Source organism: Pseudoalteromonas luteoviolacea (assembly GCF_000814765.1).
GTDB lineage: Bacteria > Pseudomonadota > Gammaproteobacteria > Enterobacterales > Alteromonadaceae > Pseudoalteromonas > Pseudoalteromonas luteoviolacea_H.
Map to the genome: position 1 here is coordinate 580,173 of NZ_JWIC01000007.1, position 17,798 is coordinate 597,970.

Below are 17,798 nucleotides of genomic sequence, written 5' to 3' on the forward strand. Positions count from 1 at the left end.
CTCAATACTAACGTATTGTTAATTAATTAAAAAATCTTTACACAGTGTGCTGTTTGCATTTTTATTAGTGTCTATCAACCAAATTACTATGAATAATACTGCAGTATTTCCGTCATTGAATGAATAAATACTTCTTTATTCTTGTTGTTTGTATGAATTATTTAACGTTGATAAAAATCACGAGGCTTGTAATCTGAATTCATTCTTTATAATGGATTTTGTTTAAAGGACTCGTAGGTTTGTTTGATTTATAACAAATGCACTTAAACAAAATCTGTATTTGGTAGCGAGATCATTGCATTACTTTGCTACCCCTCTATTATCTGGCTAGCCGTTTGGCCCTGATTTAAGAACGCATTTCAAGGAGCTGTTTATATGCGTGTTGAGTCTTATGATACCGAAAAGAGCAATAACCCTTGGCTGGTTTTGTGGTCAATGTGTGCTCGATATAAAAGCAAAATGGTGATGGCACTGAGCTTAACTGCGCTGGCAAGTTGTGCTCAATTACTGCCTATATATTTACTATTTATCGCCATAACTGAGTTACTTGACCCGATTACCACATCAGTCAACACATTACTTTGGGTCGCAGCAGGGCTAGTCACGGTTATCGTTTGTAAGACACTGTTTCGTATTAGCGCGTATTATTTGAGTTACCAAGTTGCGCTTAGAGCGTTTGCTGATGTTAGGGGGACACTGTCAACACATTTAGCCAGTGTCACACTTAAATGGTTAAGCCAGCAAAATACAGGCGCGTTAAAGCAGCAAATGCTCCATGATATTGAAAAACTAGAAAACTTTGTCGCTCATAATAGTGTTGAGTTATTTAACGCCTGTTTGTCTCCGATATTTTTATTGTGTGCGTTGTGCCTGATCGATTGGCGGCTTGCTTTGAGTGCTATCGCCATTGTGCCGCTGTGCTATTTCGTGCGTGGTTTTTGGGAATGCAAAATTACCGAGCGCTATGCACAATTTAGCCATGAGGCAGCGGACTTAAACTCCACACTCCATGATTATGTAAAATACGCCCCTTTGATGAAGTTACATAATTTAGATAGCCAACGGTTTGAAACACTGCATCACAAGCTGGAAATCCATCACGGTACAGTGAAGTCGGTTACTCACCAAGCGTTACCTGGTTGGGCCGCGTATAGCGTGTTATTGGGTTCGTCTTGTTTATTTTTGCTACCAACGGCTATCTGGTTATACAGCTTGCAGCTGATTTTAATCGAGCAGTTTATATTAGCTGTTTTGTTGGCTACCAGCATGGTGAGTCCACTGTTACAGGTGAGTCGCTTTTTTATGGAAGCCAACGATATGCTGGCCAGTATTGCTCGGATCACGCCATTGTACTGTATGGCGCCTACTGAAAACGATACCACACCGGTTCAAGGGGCTTCAAAGTACCCGATGCTACAATTTTATTGCGTCGATTTTTGTTATGCACAGGCTTCTGTACTGAAGAATGTGCATTTTAAGCTTTTACCCAACGCCCTCAATGTGATTGTTGGCGGTACGGGCAGTGGCAAGTCGACCATCGCAATGCTTGCAAGCGGGTTACTTGCGCCCAATAAGGGCCGCGTCCAGTGGTATGGTAAAGATGTATTTGAACTCTCTGATGGCGATAGAGCTGGGGCGATGAGCGTCGTAATGCAAGAAAGTTATTTATTTGAGGGGACAATCAGAGATAACATCACATTCGGTCGAAGTGGCATCACAACAGAGGCACTAGAGCATGCCATCGTTGCGGCTCAGCTCAAATTTTGGCTGGGACGACAACCGAATGGGTTAGATACATGGGTAGAAGCGCGCGGCATGAATTTATCAAGAGGAGAGAGCACCCGTATCGCCATCGCTAGAGCATTATTGAACGCACCACCTTTGGTGATTTTAGATGAAGCTTGTGCCGACATGGATAACCTGACCTACGCGAAGTTTTATCAAGGCTTAAAAGGGCATTACCCTAACACCACATTTTTAGTGATCACACCTCATTATTTTGGTCTTGAAAATAGCGATCAAATTTTCACGTTAATGGATGGCATGATTGCAGCCCAGGGCACGCATGAGGCAATGTTAGCTCGGTGTGAGCACTATAAAAAAGGGTGGCAGTTACAAGGGGGTGTGCACCCTCAGAAAACACCGGTTATACCAGCCCAGTTACCAAGTTACGAGCGTTAAATGGATAGACAGGTCATCAACAGTATTCGCCGTGTACTCGGTCATGTAAAGTCAGGCAAGCAGTCGTTTATCATTGGTATTATATTTAAGATATTGGAGCGATGCTTTTCAATTTTGCCATGTGTTTTATGTTGTTACTGGCTCTATGCAGAGTTGAGTAAAGTCACCATTGCCACCATGCTTCTGTCGACACCCAGTGACTATTTTATGGCACTGAGCGGTGTATTTTTACTACAACTCATCTGTGCTTATGTGGGCCAGCAGCAAAGCCTTATAGGCGGTTACCAAATAGCGCAGGATTATCGTAGTAAAGCGATTACGCATTATAGGCACCTGCCACTAGGGGTTATGCATCAAATACACAGCAGTGCATTTTTTGAGTTACTCCGTGATGATATCAAGAAAGTAGAGCGCATATTTTCGCATGTGTTGCCCGATCTACTGTCAGCCCTGATGGCGGCTTTATTTGGGTTGGTGATCTTGCTGTGTATTGCCCCATTGTATGCGTTGAGCATGTGTTTAATTTTGCCTTGTGCATTTGGGGCAATGCACGTATTAAAGCAGCGATTTATCCACGTTTCTAAAGCAAAAGCGCATGCTGATAAGTATACCCGTAGTACCCTAATAGATTATATTGAGGCACTCAAAACCCTTAGGTTATTTGATCAAACACACCATTGGTTGGCTCGCGTCCAAAAACAGTTGGATGGTGCTAAGCAACACGTGTTACAGGCTGAAATGTGGGGTGCAGGCCCCTTACTAGGCTATCGGGCTGTACTCAATATGGCACTGGTTTTATTTGTTGTGATACTGGCTTTATCACTCCCTGAGGCAGACACATCTGCGATGAATTTTGATGCTATTGTATTTGGGGTATTGATCATCCCATTACTGATGATGCTCAATGAAGTTGCAGAACATTGCAGTACGTTGCGTATGGTAATTCAGTCTGAATGTACAGTCGAAGCATTCTTAAATAAGCCCAGCCTAAGTGAACCTTGCGTTCCAATTACACCTCAGAATCATAGTATCGAATTTGAGCGTGTATCATTTGGTTATGATGATATTGATACTATAAATAATATGTCATTTTATGCACCAGAAGGCGCCATCACCGCTGTTGTGGGAGAGACAGGGAGTGGTAAGTCGACTTTGCTCAACCTATGTGCTCGCTTTTTTGAACCAAGCAGTGGCTGTGTAAAAGTAGGCGGGGTAGGGCTGCAAGAGATAGGCTCTCAGAACTTACATAATCTGATAAGTATGATCTTTGAAGATGTACAGCTCATTGACTCCAGTATTTTAGAGAATATTCGAATTGGTAAGGCTGATGCAACGGATGAAGAAGTATATCAAGCATGCGTTGATGCGCATTGCTTTGAGTTTATTAATAAACTCCCTGATGGGATAAATACTCAGGTTGGGGAGAGTGGTATTTTGTTATCTGGTGGGCAACGCCAGTGTATTGCCATTGCCAGAGCATTGCTTAAAGATACACCGATTGTTTTATTAGATGACATCACTGCCTCATTAGATCCGATCACACAAGCGGATGTGGTCAGCGCGATACAGCACTTATTACAAAACCGCACCGTGATCACCGTGTCGCATCGTTTATCTAGTATTGTGCAGGCGGATAATATTTTAGTGATAGAGCAGGGAAAAGTCGTGGAGTCGGGCTCGCACCGTTGTTTGCTTTCAATTGGTGGTTACTATACTCGCCTTTGGAGAGCTGAATCTCATGTCGCGTAAAGGGGCTTTACATAAAAGTAGGCGACTCAGCTGAGTGCCTATTAGTGACCGATAATGAGATCGGTAATATGTTCTTTAAAAACTTGGGAAATATAGGCAAGTCGCAGTGAGCTTGTATCCACTAAAAAGTGGCAACCTAGACAAGGTGAGTTAAAAATAACTCAATTGTTAATTTTTTGTGTTTTTGATAGCGTTTTATGGTCTTAATTTGATACAGACCATTCAAGGAGAAACCATGAAAAAAGTACTACTCACTGCGATTAGCTGTTTAGGAATGAGTGCAGCTGCTATTGCAGTCGATACACAATCGACCACTGTAAATCAAACTTTAACAGTGGATGGTGTGACTTCTGCTACTTATCCAGCTCAGCCTAATGTGTTAGCGTTGTTGACGCCATCAAATGCGTGTGAGGCTCGATGTCAAAGTGACTATAATGCCTGTGTTAAGTGGGCACCACCTTGGACAAACTGTAATGATTTTATTAGACGTTGCTTGAACAACTGCGCAAATAAATAAAGTTAAACCTTGTTGTTAAATAATAGGTGATATGAAAGGCCGGTAAAGCGGCCTTTTTGGTGGGTGCAAAAATACCAAAATACCTTTTTATTTTTGTTTAGTATCATAATATCTAAAATCAATGAGTTACAAACCACCTAAAAAACATGGTGTTTTTTGAATTATTTAGTTAGGTGCTTGTATTCACATGTTTTTGTGTTAAAAACTCATAGTTCACTGCCGTACAGGCAGCTTAGAAATTTAAAACTCGGTCGTCATTGCTTGCCTTAGAGTTCACTGCCGTACAGGCAGCTTAGAAAATTAAGATGCGTTAGCAAGTCGTGAATATCAAGTTCACTGCCGTACAGGCAGCTTAGAAAGACTTTAGAGCACGCTTTGATAAAACTGTTTCGTTCACTGCCGTACAGGCAGCTTAGAAATGAAAAAAGTCGAGTCAAAAACCAAATAGCACGTTCACTGCCGTACAGGCAGCTTAGAAAACCACCATCGCCGCCCCCATTCCCGCCGTCTGGTTCACTGCCGTACAGGCAGCTTAGAAAGTTATACAATTTCTTCTATAGAAGTCTTGAGAGTTCACTGCCGTACAGGCAGCTTAGAAATTTTTTATATGAGCCAACCAAGCGACCGCTCCGTTCACTGCCGTACAGGCAGCTTAGAAAGATGATGTTTAAATTGAGTTCGCCTTCAAATAGTTCACTGCCGTACAGGCAGCTTAGAAAAAATACGGTGACCGCCCAGCCAATCGAATTTTGTTCACTGCCGTACAGGCAGCTTAGAAAATTACAAGCTTCTATAGGGTCAACATCCCATAGTTCACTGCCGTACAGGCAGCTTAGAAAAAACTTGTCAAAACCCCTCATATTCGCATACAGTTCACTGCCGTACAGGCAGCTTAGAAATAATAACTTTGGAGGACTTCTGGCAAGCTTCCGTTCACTGCCGTACAGGCAGCTTAGAAATTTATTGTATCTAGAAAATCAAAACTTTTAGCGTTCACTGCCGTACAGGCAGCTTAGAAATCCTACTAAATCATTCCACCACCCTTTAAAAAGTTCACTGCCGTACAGGCAGCTTAGAAACTCAAAAAAAGCTGGTCACCCAGTCACCCCTGGTTCACTGCCGTACAGGCAGCTTAGAAAATCAAATCATAGAGAGAACGCACGCTAGGCCAGTTCACTGCCGTACAGGCAGCTTAGAAATTCACCACTATCGCAATTCTTAAACTTAACTAGTTCACTGCCGTACAGGCAGCTTAGAAAACAATCAAAAAACCCAGACGTTGAAAAGGCCAGTTCACTGCCGTACAGGCAGCTTAGAAATTCACCAGAGATTTGGATGTAACACGTCTCACGTTCACTGCCGTACAGGCAGCTTAGAAATGAAAAATACATAACTGGAAAATCTTTGGATAGTTCACTGCCGTACAGGCAGCTTAGAAAGATCGCAAGAAACGTTAAGTCACTGGAATGTTGTTCACTGCCGTACAGGCAGCTTAGAAACGAATATATAAGCGCAACTCCCGTAGATGGTGGTTCACTGCCGTACAGGCAGCTTAGAAATATCGAATTCCGTATTTCTCATGATGACCACAGTTCACTGCCGTACAGGCAGCTTAGAAAATGTACTTGCGCGCTCGGCTGCATCTGCGGGTGTTCACTGCCGTACAGGCAGCTTAGAAATGTAGCAGTAAAGCAACTCTTTTTTTCTTATCGTTCACTGCCGTACAGGCAGCTTAGAAATGTAGCAGTAAAGCAACTCTTTTTTTCTTATCGTTCACTGCCGTACAGGCAGCTTAGAAAGCAACAGTTAGACGTTCTAGCTGTGTTAACTCGTTCACTGCCGTACAGGCAGCTTAGAAAAGTAATTAAAATTGATAAGGACTCAGTAAAAGGTTCACTGCCGTGCAGGCAGCTTAGAAAAATTGACCCCACCCCCCCTGTGTCACTGATATGTTCACTGCCGTACAGGCAGCTTAGAAAATATGTGACCTCGTTATAATCTGACGCAGTGCGTTCACTGCCGTACAGGCAGCTTAGAAAGTTCATCTAATTATGAGCTGTACGCAGACCTCGTTCACTGCCGTACAGGCAGCTTAGAAATTTTTGCGCCGGGATAGTCTTCAGGTGGCTTTGTTCACTGCCGTACAGGTAGCTTAGAAATAGAGCAGCATTAATCTCATCAGACGTGGCGTGTTCACTGCCGTACAGGTAGCTTAGAAACCACGTGATAAAGGCTTTCACGGTTATCAAAAGTTCACTGCCGTACAGGCAGCTTAGAAAAATTCAAAAATGCTCAAGTGCGGCTGGATAATGTTCACTGCCGTACAGGCAGCTTAGAAAAATTCAAAAATGCTCAAGTGCGGCTGGATAATGTTCACTGCCGTACAGGCAGCTTAGAAAGGTAATGTATTTTTCGGGCGTCAACAAGCCTAGTTAACTGCCGTACAGGCAGCTTAGAAATCACAGGTTGCTCAAATCATTGGTGTTCCGAGGTTCACTGCCGTACAGGCAGCTTAGAAATGACAACGCACTACACACTGGCTCACATACCTGTTCACTGCCGTACAGGCAGCGTAGAAACATACGTTGTACATTGCAGCTTGTAGTTGCTGGTTCACTGCCGTACAGGCAGCTTAGAAATCAGGCACTGGACTTCTGCCAGATTCCCAATAGTTCACTGCCGTGCAGGCAGCTTAGGTGATGAGTGACCGAAACGAAGTTTCACAGCGCAAGGGGTGAGTCGCTTAGAATAAGGTCATGGATGAGCGATGTAACCCAGCTCCATGGATGGATTTCAGCTCCGTGTAGGAAGTATTTCGGTTCACTACCGTATAGGCAGCTAATATATTCGTGATGAATTGTTAGGTTCAACGATAAAAAATTGGATCCTGATTTTGATCAGGATGACAGGGAGTGGGAGGTATCGTACAGGCAGTCTTGGTGGTGCTTATCCACAAGTCTACATATTCTCCCCCCGTCATTCCGAGCTTGCCTCGGAAACCATTGGTTTTTTCAATGAGAGGCTATAAATAAAACCTGTAAACACAATTTCCCTGTTAACCGAGCATCATGGAAATCGAGAACGATTCTCACTGATAGGTTTGTGAAAAATGGTATTTATTACGGTGAATACAGCGAGTAATAAAACATACAACCAATTGTGATGAATAGGTACCACCTGTTTGAGGATGTGAAGATAGAACCACGAGTGAGTATCATATCAATTAAGTGATCAATTCTATCCATTGGTAGTCTATCCATAGGTTACTTAACTTATTTGTTCAGTTTATACGATTTAATTTAGCAGATAACAGCTGTTCAATGAATTAGATTAAAACAGACTGTGAGCTAGTTAAAAAATAGCGTGTTGCGCCTTATTTTTGTCGCGGATCAATGACTTCAACACTTTGTTTTGATACATTTTGTTCACGTTAATTTTACTAAAAGTGATTTATGCAGGCTAAGGAAGAGCAATATTTTAGATACATTGAGGCGGTGTTATTTTGGCAAGGAGAGATCCAAACAGGCACTTTTCAAGATAAGTTCAAACTATCAAGACCCAGCGCTCGGCGTTACCTAACAGACTTTATCGCACGCTACCAAATTGATGCGCATTATAACGAGTCTGAAAAAGCCTATGTATTGGCAACCCCCTTTACACCAAACTATATTTCCCAAGACTTTACCGAGTATGCCAATTTAATTGGTGAGCAGTATGTACACAACCTAAGTACCTCGACGATTGCAACGCTTCCTTTACCCCATAGAAAACTCAATCCCACTATTTTACGGCCCATATTAAACGCTTGCCGTCGGCAAAGTGTGCTCGATATCCGTTACCAGTCGATTAAAGAAGGTGGAGAAACGGAGCGTATTATTCGCCCACATACGCTAGTGAACTCTGGCCTGCGTTATCATTTAAGAGCATATTGCGAGGACGCTAAAGGGTTTAGAGACTTTTCACTATCTCGCATCTTATCGGCATGTCCTGAATTCAAATGTAAGGCACAAAAGTACAAACAAGATGATGAAGCATGGCAACAGGAAGTCACGTTAACCATCATGCCAGATCAGCGTTTAAGTGATTATGCTCAGCAAGTCATTGCCCATGACTTTGATATGAGCGGCAACAAAAAACAACTCAAAACCAATGCAGCGTTGCTTAATTATTTAATAAGTATCTTGCGTTTAGATGTGCAGCACCCAAGCCCAGAAGCCCAGCAAATTGTAATGGACCCAGATTGCTATCGAACTTTGAGAAAGCAAAAGCTACTTTGGAACTAAACACCTGTAAAAAATTTCACTGGTGAAACGTGCAGCATTGAAGCTGCACTTGGATATCAGTAACTTATGTCTAAACCCAAAGGAAGTGGAAGACGATGGAAGACTTTAGCCCTAGCGATTTAAAAGCCATTTTGCACTCAAAGCGCGCCAACTTATTTTATCTAGAATATTGCCGCGTCATGCAAAAAGATGGCCGCGTTTTATACTTGACCGAAGCCACCAAAGAGAACCTCTATTTTAATATCCCTATTGCTAATACCACGGTTATTTTGCTGGGTAATGGTACTTCAATTACACAAGCTGCGATGCGCATGCTTGCTCAAGCAGGTGTATTAGTCGGTTTTTGTGGCGGCGGTGCAACGCCTTTGTACATGGGCTGTGAAATCGAGTGGATGACACCGCAAAATGAGTATCGACCAACAGAGTACCTGCAAGGCTGGATGGGATTTTGGTTTGATGATGAACAGCGCTTAGATGCTGCAAAGCACTTTCAGCAGGCGCGGATCGCGTTTTTAAAGCAAGTTTGGCAAAAAGACCGAGACTTAAAAAATGAAGGCTTTAACTTTGATGATAAAGCTATTCAAACCGCGCTGGATACCTTTTTTACACGTACAGACAAAGCCACTAATTCACAAGAGCTGCTGTTAACCGAAGCACAGCTCACCAAGGTACTTTATAAATATGCGGCCAATGCCACCAATTGTGAGGGCTTTAAGCGCCAGCATCAATCATCAAAACCTGTTGATATAGGCAAAGCGAACGACTTTTTAAACCACGGCAATTATCTCGCTTATGGTTTGGCTGCCTGCACTTTGTGGGTGCTCGGTATTCCTCACGGTTTTGCGGTGATGCATGGCAAAACCCGCCGCGGAGCTTTGGTGTTCGACATTGCCGATTTAATCAAAGATGCCTTAGTACTGCCTTGGGCATTTATTTGTGCCAAAGAAAATGCCACCGAGCAGGAATTTCGCCAGCAAATCCTACAAGCGTTTACCGATCACAAAGCTCTTGATTATATGTTTGAACAAGTAAAGCAAGTGGCATTACAAGAATTAAGTGAAGAGCAAATAGCCGCCATTGAAAATGATCAAAAAGGTGACGCCTTATGATGGTCACATTTGTATCTCAATGTGAGAAAAACGCCCTCAAGAAAACCAGACGGGTGCTGGATGCCTTTGCCAACCGCATTGGCGACAACACATGGCAAACCGTGATCACCCAAGACGGGCTTGATACCGTTAAAAAGATGCTGCGCAAAACTGCCAGTCGTAGCACTGCTGTGAGTTGCCATTGGATCAGAAGTCGCGCTCGCAGCCAGCTTTTGTGGGTTGTGGGGAATAAGAGTAAGTTCAGTCTAGAGGGAGTTGTACCAGTGAATTACACCACAATTAATGATCTTAAAATGGATGAAACAAAAATAATGTCAGAAGTCGTTTATGCAAATACTCAAAAGCAATTACTTTCAGAACATCTTTTTGCTGTAGGCACTGTCGCCTCTCTATTAGTAGAACAATTATTTGGTAGCGGACAATCCGGTTTAAAACAAGCGGCGTTTGTCAGTGGGTGTTTACATGATATCGGTAAATTAGATCCTGAATACAGAACGTGGCTTGAAAAAACTATTAACAAAAATGAAAAGCAAGTGATTGAACTGCATGAAGATGGTTTGCATATTGATGCTGCTAAATTCTCATTTGAAAAGCACCCTAGGCATAATGAAATCTCATTGTGGATATGTCAGTTTATTGATTTATCGCCAGTACTACCAAATAAAAAACTATTCCAACTCATTGAACATACTGTTTTTTGGCATCATGCCAAGCCAATTCGCAAAGATGAATATTTAAAGCTCAATGATGTGCACCGTAAATTGAATGCGACCTATAAAGAAAAAGGCATGCAAGAGTTGGTGGCGCATACTGAGCTTTTGCTAAAAGACGTTGTCAAACTCCAAAATAATTATGAACATCCTAGAACGAATGCTGACTTCACAAAATGCCGAATAAAATATGATGAAGATCTAACTTCGGGTTTTCGAAAAACTGATTTACCACAATATAAGCAGTATGAATGTGAAGAATTGTTTAAGCCTTATCTGAACGATATTAATTTTAACGCCAAGGCTAATATTTTAAGGGCATGTGTGATCAGTGCTGATCGTCAAGTCTCTGCATTAAGTGCAGAAGAGCTCAGTAATTACATTACAACTGCTACGCTGGATTTACTAGTTGAAAAAACACTTCAACAGCATAGTAATTTAACTCAGCAGATACAAATCTGTTTAGATGGGTTTGAGCAAACATACCGAGGTAGTGAGCGTAATCAAGCGCAAAATGCCACAGCCAAAGAGTTGTTAGATGTCGAGCATGTAGCTGTACTTAATGGCCCAGCAGGGTGTGGTAAAACTAAAATTGCTTTGGAATGGGCAAAATTAAGCGATGCTAAAAAAGTCATTTGGATTTGTCCACGAGTACAAGTGTGCGAAGGCCTTTATCATGACTTAACTAGTAACGAATATCTTCCATCTGGCAAGTTAGAAATATGCACAGGGGAATTCAAATATATTAATAATCAAGGTGAATCAGAGCTAACACCACAAGGGCAAGAGTTTTCTGGTGATATTGTATTAACGACGATTGATCAGGTTATTAATAGCATTACCACACACACTAATGTGACCGCATTTACTGAATTTTTAAATAGTCACATCGTTTTTGATGAGTTTCATGAATACATCCCCATGCCAGCGTTTAACTTGCTATTTGCGGAGTTAATTCAAGCGAAAAAATTAATGGGGAGCAGCGCCAATACATTACTTGTTTCAGCAACGCCAAATTACAGTTTTATTGAGAATATTTTAGAAATCGCTAAACAAGACATTAAATCGATACAGAGCTTTAACCCTAGTCACTATCAAATCAATTTTGAGCTATTCGATGAAACACAACAAAACGAGACGAATCCATTATTTAAAGCACAACCTAAAAACACCATTGTTATCAGTAATACGGCAACCCTTGCGCAACAAGCTTTTATACAAAACCAAGTGACAGAAAACGCCATTGTGTTTCATGGCAAGTTTAAAACAAAGGATAAGCAAGCTATTTTCAACAAAGTTTATGAAAGTTTTAAAGCAGGTGGCACGAAAGAGTTTGATGTATTGCGAAGTGGCCCGATTGTTCAAGCGGCGCTGAATATTACCAGCTTGCAAATGACCAGTGAATTTACCTTGGCAGAAAACTTTTTGCAGCGATTAGGGCGCTTAGACCGATTTGGTAAGAGCCAGACTGTTAATCAATATACCGTTGCTGTGCCAAGTATGATCCCAGAATCGAATGGCAAAATAACGTGCAGTTGCGCCCGCTTTTTAAATGGTAATAACAGTTATCGCAGTGCATATGCTTGGTATGTATTTTTACAAAATCATATCAGTGAACATCCACTAACAATCAACGAAATTTATCAACTTTATGAACGTTTTTATCAATCCAGTCAAGGGGTTGCTGCTGTTGAGCAAGATTTGATTGCGGGATTAAAAGAAAGTGCAAAAGTCATTGCGGCAAAAGTACATGATCCAATTCGCTTTATACAAAAACAAAAAGCCAGTGATAAAAAGAAGTTAAAAAAGTCGTCGCTACGTGGCGATAGTCGTTTTGTGCAAATGGTTGTGATGGAAATTGAAAGCTTCGATAACTTCACTATCACAGATGATTATGCGATGGATTGGCAAGAGTCAGACGGCGACTTTGCAAATTGCTATACGGAGTCACTTACTCTCCTAAGAAACACAGGCATCATCGATTACGCAGCGAAAAAGCACCATCAAATAGATGAAACAAGCCCGAGTAAAGGTATTACAGCTAAAAACATTGGTTTGCGTAAACAGGTTTTAGAAGGTGCTGCTGTAGAACCACAACATCCAATTTATTTAAGTTACACGCCGTCAGATTTACTAACGAAGTTAGGTGAAAACGAGTGCGATGAATCAGCAATTTATTACTTAAAAGGCACCAAACAAGTAATTGGTGCCATGCCACTCAACAAAATTATTCAATCATAAACTTAGAAAGGATAAACACATGGAAAAAGTAACAGGAATTAAAAGTGTCGATTTTAAAATTGTCGCCTTAGGTCACGGAGTAGTGAATTGGAATGGACCTACAACACTTGCGGGTGATGACGGAAAGACAGTTGATAATCATACACTGCCTAAATTGCGTGGCTACTCAAACTTAACGGGTAAAATAAAAGAAGAAACAGGGTACAAATATAAAAAGCAGGCGACCGATATAGACTTTAAGGAAACGCCGCTTTACATCAGCCAAAACTGTATACGCCATCATTTATTTAGATCGCAAGCATTTGATATTCACTATGCAAACAAAGCGAAGCTGGATAATTTAACTAAAGTGCTGTCATCGGTAACAGGTTTAGTACGTGGCTATGTTGTACCAAATAGCCAAAATAAGCGTACAAGCCCGTTATTGATAGAAGATTTTGTTGACCAATTAGGTAATGGTAATTTTGAGCAATTTGGGCAAGCGGGTGAACGTGATAATTCATCGTTCTTTTCAAAAACCACCTTTGGTGACACTAAATACATTTCATACGGTTCAATCAGCATTGAGCAATTACAATTTATTTCTCTTGATAAAAAGTTTGACCGCGAAGCAATGCAGATTAAAGAAGGACAAGGTGAAGAAGTAGCTAAGTCAGTTGAAGAGTTTATTCAAAAACTGAATCCTGAGTTATCACCCAAAGCCACTTTTCACACGAATTATGTGCGTAAAGGTACGATTTTCGATGAAGGTGAAAATGGCATTTTACTCAATCAAGATGCAATTAAAGTACTAGTACAATTTACCCTTAACCTAATTGCAGAGCTGTCCATTCGACAAGCGAAATCATATATGTATGTTGATGAAATGGTTATCGATTATAACGACAGCAATAAAATGATGCGTATTAAGCGTGACGAAAGTGAGACCAGTTCACAGCCGCAAACAGATTTTGCAACCTACTTTGAAGCTAAGTAGAGGTGGTTATGAAAATAACCATCGAATATGAATCCAGTTGGCGAAATTCATTTTTAGAAGGAAGTAACAATGAAGTATTGCCTAAAACAGGGCGTAAATTTATTGGGTCGATGACGAACTTAAAAAAGCCTGAAAACTTTATCAAACGCAGAGTGACACTTGATACAGTGATGGGGGTACTAAATCGTTTGATTGGTGACCAACGTAAGCTTTATCAATCAAGGAATAGTGATAGTTACTTTTTTAAAGATATAGAGCAGCTTGTTAGTTTCGTTGACAAGCCCACAGCAGTTAATGCTGAAATGACTTATATAAGAAACATTACAGGTAGCACTGATCAAAACGCGTTTACTGGCATGATCAAAGTTAATGACCCCATTTTTACCTCAGATTATGCAGAACGTTTTTGGGGGGTCTTATCGTTAGATATGCCTAATTTAATTAGATTTGTCTTAGGTCAAGAGGTAATTTTCTCTCCAATTTCAGCTGAACCGTTGACATTAGTTGCACGATTGGAAGAGCTAAATAAGGAAAAGCCGTTAGAAAATGAAGGCGAGCTCGCACAAGCTTATCAATACCTTGCAGATAAATTTGAAAAGTTCAAAGGTATCAATAATAAAGGATTGGTTCTACCCATTAGCATGTATTGTTCAGCACTCTACTTGCAGCTCGAAAGGCTTAGCAATAAATATGATATGAGTACAGCCAAAACCAAAGTTGGTGGTATCGGTGGTATCTCTAATAATGGCTTCACAAAAAAGGATTTTATGGGGCGATATACTACAGGCGAAAAGAAAAAAATATGGGGTAACCCATATATACGAGAAGAGATGGTAAAAGGGGTGGGCAAAACAAAGCACTTAATGACCAAAGCTTCAGGTGAACTTGCCATTGAAATTGATATTCCCCGTGAAAAGGCAAAAGAACTCTCTCAGCTTATCGAAAATGCGGGGGTTTCATCATTTTACTTAGGTAAAAAAGGGTTGGCATATGTCAGTAATATACGGATATAGGAGGTGATAGTGGATAGTTATATTGAAATCACAATAAAACCAGATACTGAGATGCGTGAAAATGTTTTATTGAATAAAGTGTATACAAAACTACATAAAGCTTTGTTTACGTTGAAATCAGACTGTATTGGTGTCAGCTTTCCAAACTACCAAGTGAAGCTAGGGCGTGTGATGCGTATACATAGTAATGATGCCATGCTCCATGATTTAACAGGGTTGAATTGGTTAGGTGGGTTGGTGGGTTACTGCGATGTGAGTGATATTCAAGCTGTACCAAGTGGGTGTGAATACCGAACAGTTTCTCGAATTCAAAGCACGATGTCTCACTCAAAATTGAAACGCCTAATTAAGCGAGGCTCTATTAGTGATGAACAGGTGAAAAGCTATAAAGCCAAAATGTTTACTAAAGGGTTCGATAATCCATATTTTGAACTTGAGAGTGGTTCAAATGGGCATAAGCATCGTCGTTATCTGCAATTTAGTGAAATCAAAAAATCACCTGTGCAAGGCTGCTTTGATCAATTCGGTTTAAGTAAATCAGCTACAGTTCCGTGGTTTTAAAAAAACAGTATGTAAGAAAGTGATAAAGGGTAATTTTACCCTTTATTTTTTGCTCTTTAAAAATGTGTATAAAATACAGCAGGTTGCAATATGCTATTTTAAACAAGGTAAAAATAGGTTTTTTGCCTTAATAGGTTGTTGCAACTTATCTTTTTTCATTTATTCTATACTTCACTGCCGAACAGGCAGCTTAGAAATTATAATCAACACTAAACTGAGGAACGGGTATCTTCACTGCCGAACAGGCAGCTTAGAAATTAATACATTACTCAAAGCAATTCAGTTTGCTCTTCACTGCCGAACAGGCAGCTTAGAAATGGACTTTCTTTTGGACCCGATGTTTAAGCTCCTTCACTGCCGAACAGGCAGCTTAGAAATTAAGTTACTTGCAAATATATCTGATGACCGACTTCACTGCCGAACAGGCAGCTTAGAAAATTCGGCGTTAGTACTTGCATAGTAGTCAGAGCTTCACTGCCGAACAGGCAGCTTAGAAATAAAACTTTGAGAGTGGATATTTATTTTTGGCCTTCACTGCCGAACAGGCAGCTTAGAAATAACTAATTGAAGCCATCCGACATTTACATCTCTTCACTGCCGAACAGGCAGCTTAGAAATACGGCTTCAATAACGAGCATTGAAAGAGTAGCTTCACTGCCGAACAGGCAGCTTAGAAATCGATAACTTATGACGTTGCCTTAGAGTTAAACTTCACTGCCGAACAGGCAGCTTAGAAATCTCTCAAGCCGAAGCATGACGTTGATGTTAACTTCACTGCCGAACAGGCAGCTTAGAAAAGAATAAAGACGGTATGGCAACCAAGAGACAACTTCACTGCCGAACAGGCAGCTTAGAAAAACAAACTCAACTTTTCCTCCCAACTCGACTACTTCACTGCCGAACAGGCAGCTTAGAAAATTTATTTAGACCTCCCTATCAACACAATACCCTTCACTGCCGAACAGGCAGCTTAGAAATTGAACCTTTACCAAAGTAAGCTGTTGTATCGCTTCACTGCCGAACAGGCAGCTTAGAAATCGAATGTTACAGCGCTTAGCTATTCCTACTACTTCACTGCCGAACAGGCAGCTTAGAAATGTAAGTAATTTTGCTGGACTTGCTTTGAGTTCTTCACTGCCGAACAGGCAGCTTAGAAACATATTCATAGGGGAAAGATAAATATTCCCACCCTTCACTGCCGAACAGGCAGCTTAGAAACCAATAGAAGCGCACCACCACCGACCAGCACTCTTCACTGCCGAACAGGCAGCTTAGAAAGTTAGTAGTGCTAGATTTCGCTTCCTGCCCGCCTTCACTGCCGAACAGGCAGCTTAGAAATGAAACTGCTCATAATGCTGTCTAAGTGCAAACTTCACTGCCGAACAGGCAGCTTAGAAAAGTTAATATAATTATTATTAAATCCATTATAGCTTCACTGCCGAACAGGCAGCTTAGAAATTTCCCATAGTGGAATATCAATGTCCAAGAAACTTCACTGCCGAACAGGCAGCTTAGAAATTGTTTTCTGATTCCCAATATCTAGCAGTGTGCTTCACTGCCGAACAGGCAGCTTAGAAATGGAGACTTTTGCTCTTGGGGTGCGGGGGTGTCTTCACTGCCGAACAGGCAGCTTAGAAAAAGAAACGACGAACGAATCTTCCCATACAATGCTTCACTGCCGAACAGGCAGCTTAGAAAAATAAAAGGGTTGCCTGTCGGCACATGTATCACTTCACTGCCGAACAGGCAGCTTAGAAATTTTGCACCTTCCATTTCAGCCATCCAGAAAACTTCACTGCTGAACAGGCAGCTTAGAAAATAATAAAAAGCGCAAGGGTAATGCTTAACTACTTCACTGCCGAACAGGCAGCTTAGAAAGTTAGCTGTTATCGACATTAAGAAATCTTCTGCTTCACTGCCGAACAGGCAGCTTAGAAAGAGCACTTTTCTAGTCATCTTGATCTCCTTATCTTCACTGCCGAACAGGCAGCTTAGAAATTTATCGGCAGAGCTGCTGGAGACTCGATGAACTTCACTGCCGAACAGGCAGCTTAGAAAACGGAAGGAAGTCTTTTTTGCTTAACATCTTTCTTCACTGCCGAACAGGCAGCTTAGAAATCTAGCACTTTTACACCGAACTTTTTCCTGACCTTCACTGCCGAACAGGCAGCTTAGAAATAGCATAATATCAACGGCAGTTAATATGGTGGCTTCACTGTCGAACAGGCAGCTTAGAAAATAAGTGGACTTATTCTTTGACGTTCGGACTACTTCACTGCCGAACAGGCAGCTTAGAAAAGAACCCATTGGGAAACGAAGGATAACAATATCTTCACTGCCGAACAGGCAGCTTAGAAATAGATGACCCCTAACAGTTGGGGTCACTAGAACTTCACTGCCGAACAGGCAGCTTAGAAATCAAATGGGGTGATAGAATTTCATTTACTTTGCTTCACTG

At 41.2% G+C, this 17,798-nt stretch carries 9 protein-coding genes and 2 CRISPR repeat arrays; all 9 genes read left to right on the top strand.

The window, feature by feature from the left end; translation table 11 throughout:
• Positions 1-375: 375 nt before the first annotated feature.
• The 9 genes from JF50_RS16915 (at position 376) to cas6f (ending at position 15,340) form a co-directional block, all read left to right on the top strand.
• Positions 376-2,181 (top strand): ABC transporter ATP-binding protein, encoded by a 1,806-nt coding sequence (locus JF50_RS16915; RefSeq protein ID WP_039610571.1) that lies wholly within the window; start codon positions 376-378, stop codon positions 2,179-2,181.
• Positions 2,182-3,930, top strand: coding sequence for an ABC transporter ATP-binding protein (locus tag JF50_RS16920; RefSeq protein WP_039610572.1), 1,749 nt, complete (start codon positions 2,182-2,184; stop codon positions 3,928-3,930). It begins immediately after the preceding gene.
• A 235-nt stretch (positions 3,931-4,165) separates the two neighbouring features.
• Complete coding sequence (locus JF50_RS16925; RefSeq protein ID WP_039610573.1) at positions 4,166-4,447, top strand: hypothetical protein; 282 nt, start codon at positions 4,166-4,168, stop codon at positions 4,445-4,447.
• A gap of 211 nt (positions 4,448-4,658) precedes the next feature.
• Positions 4,659-7,146: a CRISPR direct-repeat array (repeat unit 28 nt; unit sequence GTTCACTGCCGTACAGGCAGCTTAGAAA).
• Between the two features lie 753 nt (positions 7,147-7,899).
• Positions 7,900-8,730 (top strand): helix-turn-helix transcriptional regulator, encoded by an 831-nt coding sequence (locus tag JF50_RS16930; protein WP_039610574.1) that lies wholly within the window; start codon positions 7,900-7,902, stop codon positions 8,728-8,730.
• A 95-nt stretch (positions 8,731-8,825) separates the two neighbouring features.
• Complete coding sequence (gene cas1f, locus JF50_RS16935) at positions 8,826-9,839, top strand: type I-F CRISPR-associated endonuclease Cas1f (protein ID WP_039610575.1); 1,014 nt, start codon at positions 8,826-8,828, stop codon at positions 9,837-9,839.
• Complete coding sequence (locus JF50_RS16940; protein ID WP_039610576.1) at positions 9,836-12,790, top strand: CRISPR-associated endonuclease Cas3''; 2,955 nt, start codon at positions 9,836-9,838, stop codon at positions 12,788-12,790. Before cas1f ends, JF50_RS16940 begins: the two co-directional genes overlap by 4 nt.
• A gap of 19 nt (positions 12,791-12,809) precedes the next feature.
• Positions 12,810-13,766 (top strand): type I-Fv CRISPR-associated protein Cas7fv, encoded by a 957-nt coding sequence (cas7fv, locus tag JF50_RS16945; protein ID WP_039610577.1) that lies wholly within the window; start codon positions 12,810-12,812, stop codon positions 13,764-13,766.
• 8 nt (positions 13,767-13,774) lie between these two features.
• Positions 13,775-14,779: a type I-Fv CRISPR-associated protein Cas5fv gene (gene cas5fv / locus JF50_RS16950; protein ID WP_039610578.1), complete on the top strand. Its 1,005-nt coding sequence runs from the start codon at positions 13,775-13,777 to the stop codon at positions 14,777-14,779.
• A 9-nt stretch (positions 14,780-14,788) separates the two neighbouring features.
• Complete coding sequence (gene cas6f, locus JF50_RS16955) at positions 14,789-15,340, top strand: type I-F CRISPR-associated endoribonuclease Cas6/Csy4 (protein WP_039610579.1); 552 nt, start codon at positions 14,789-14,791, stop codon at positions 15,338-15,340.
• A gap of 169 nt (positions 15,341-15,509) precedes the next feature.
• A CRISPR array of direct repeats spans positions 15,510-17,758; the repeat unit is 28 nt; unit sequence CTTCACTGCCGAACAGGCAGCTTAGAAA.
• Positions 17,759-17,798: the final 40 nt, after the last annotated feature.

Excerpts from the sequence above, each read along its gene's own strand:
- JF50_RS16915 (WP_039610571.1), top strand. The coding sequence starts at position 376 with ATGCGTGTTGAGTCTTATGATACCGAAAAGAGCAATAACCCTTGGCTG.
- JF50_RS16920 (WP_039610572.1), top strand. The coding sequence starts at position 2,182 with ATGGATAGACAGGTCATCAACAGTATTCGCCGTGTACTCGGTCATGTA.
- JF50_RS16925 (WP_039610573.1), top strand. The coding sequence starts at position 4,166 with ATGAAAAAAGTACTACTCACTGCGATTAGCTGTTTAGGAATGAGTGCA.
- JF50_RS16930 (WP_039610574.1), top strand. The coding sequence starts at position 7,900 with ATGCAGGCTAAGGAAGAGCAATATTTTAGATACATTGAGGCGGTGTTA.
- cas1f (WP_039610575.1), top strand. The coding sequence starts at position 8,826 with ATGGAAGACTTTAGCCCTAGCGATTTAAAAGCCATTTTGCACTCAAAG.
- JF50_RS16940 (WP_039610576.1), top strand. The coding sequence starts at position 9,836 with ATGATGGTCACATTTGTATCTCAATGTGAGAAAAACGCCCTCAAGAAA.
- cas7fv (WP_039610577.1), top strand. The coding sequence starts at position 12,810 with ATGGAAAAAGTAACAGGAATTAAAAGTGTCGATTTTAAAATTGTCGCC.
- cas5fv (WP_039610578.1), top strand. The coding sequence starts at position 13,775 with ATGAAAATAACCATCGAATATGAATCCAGTTGGCGAAATTCATTTTTA.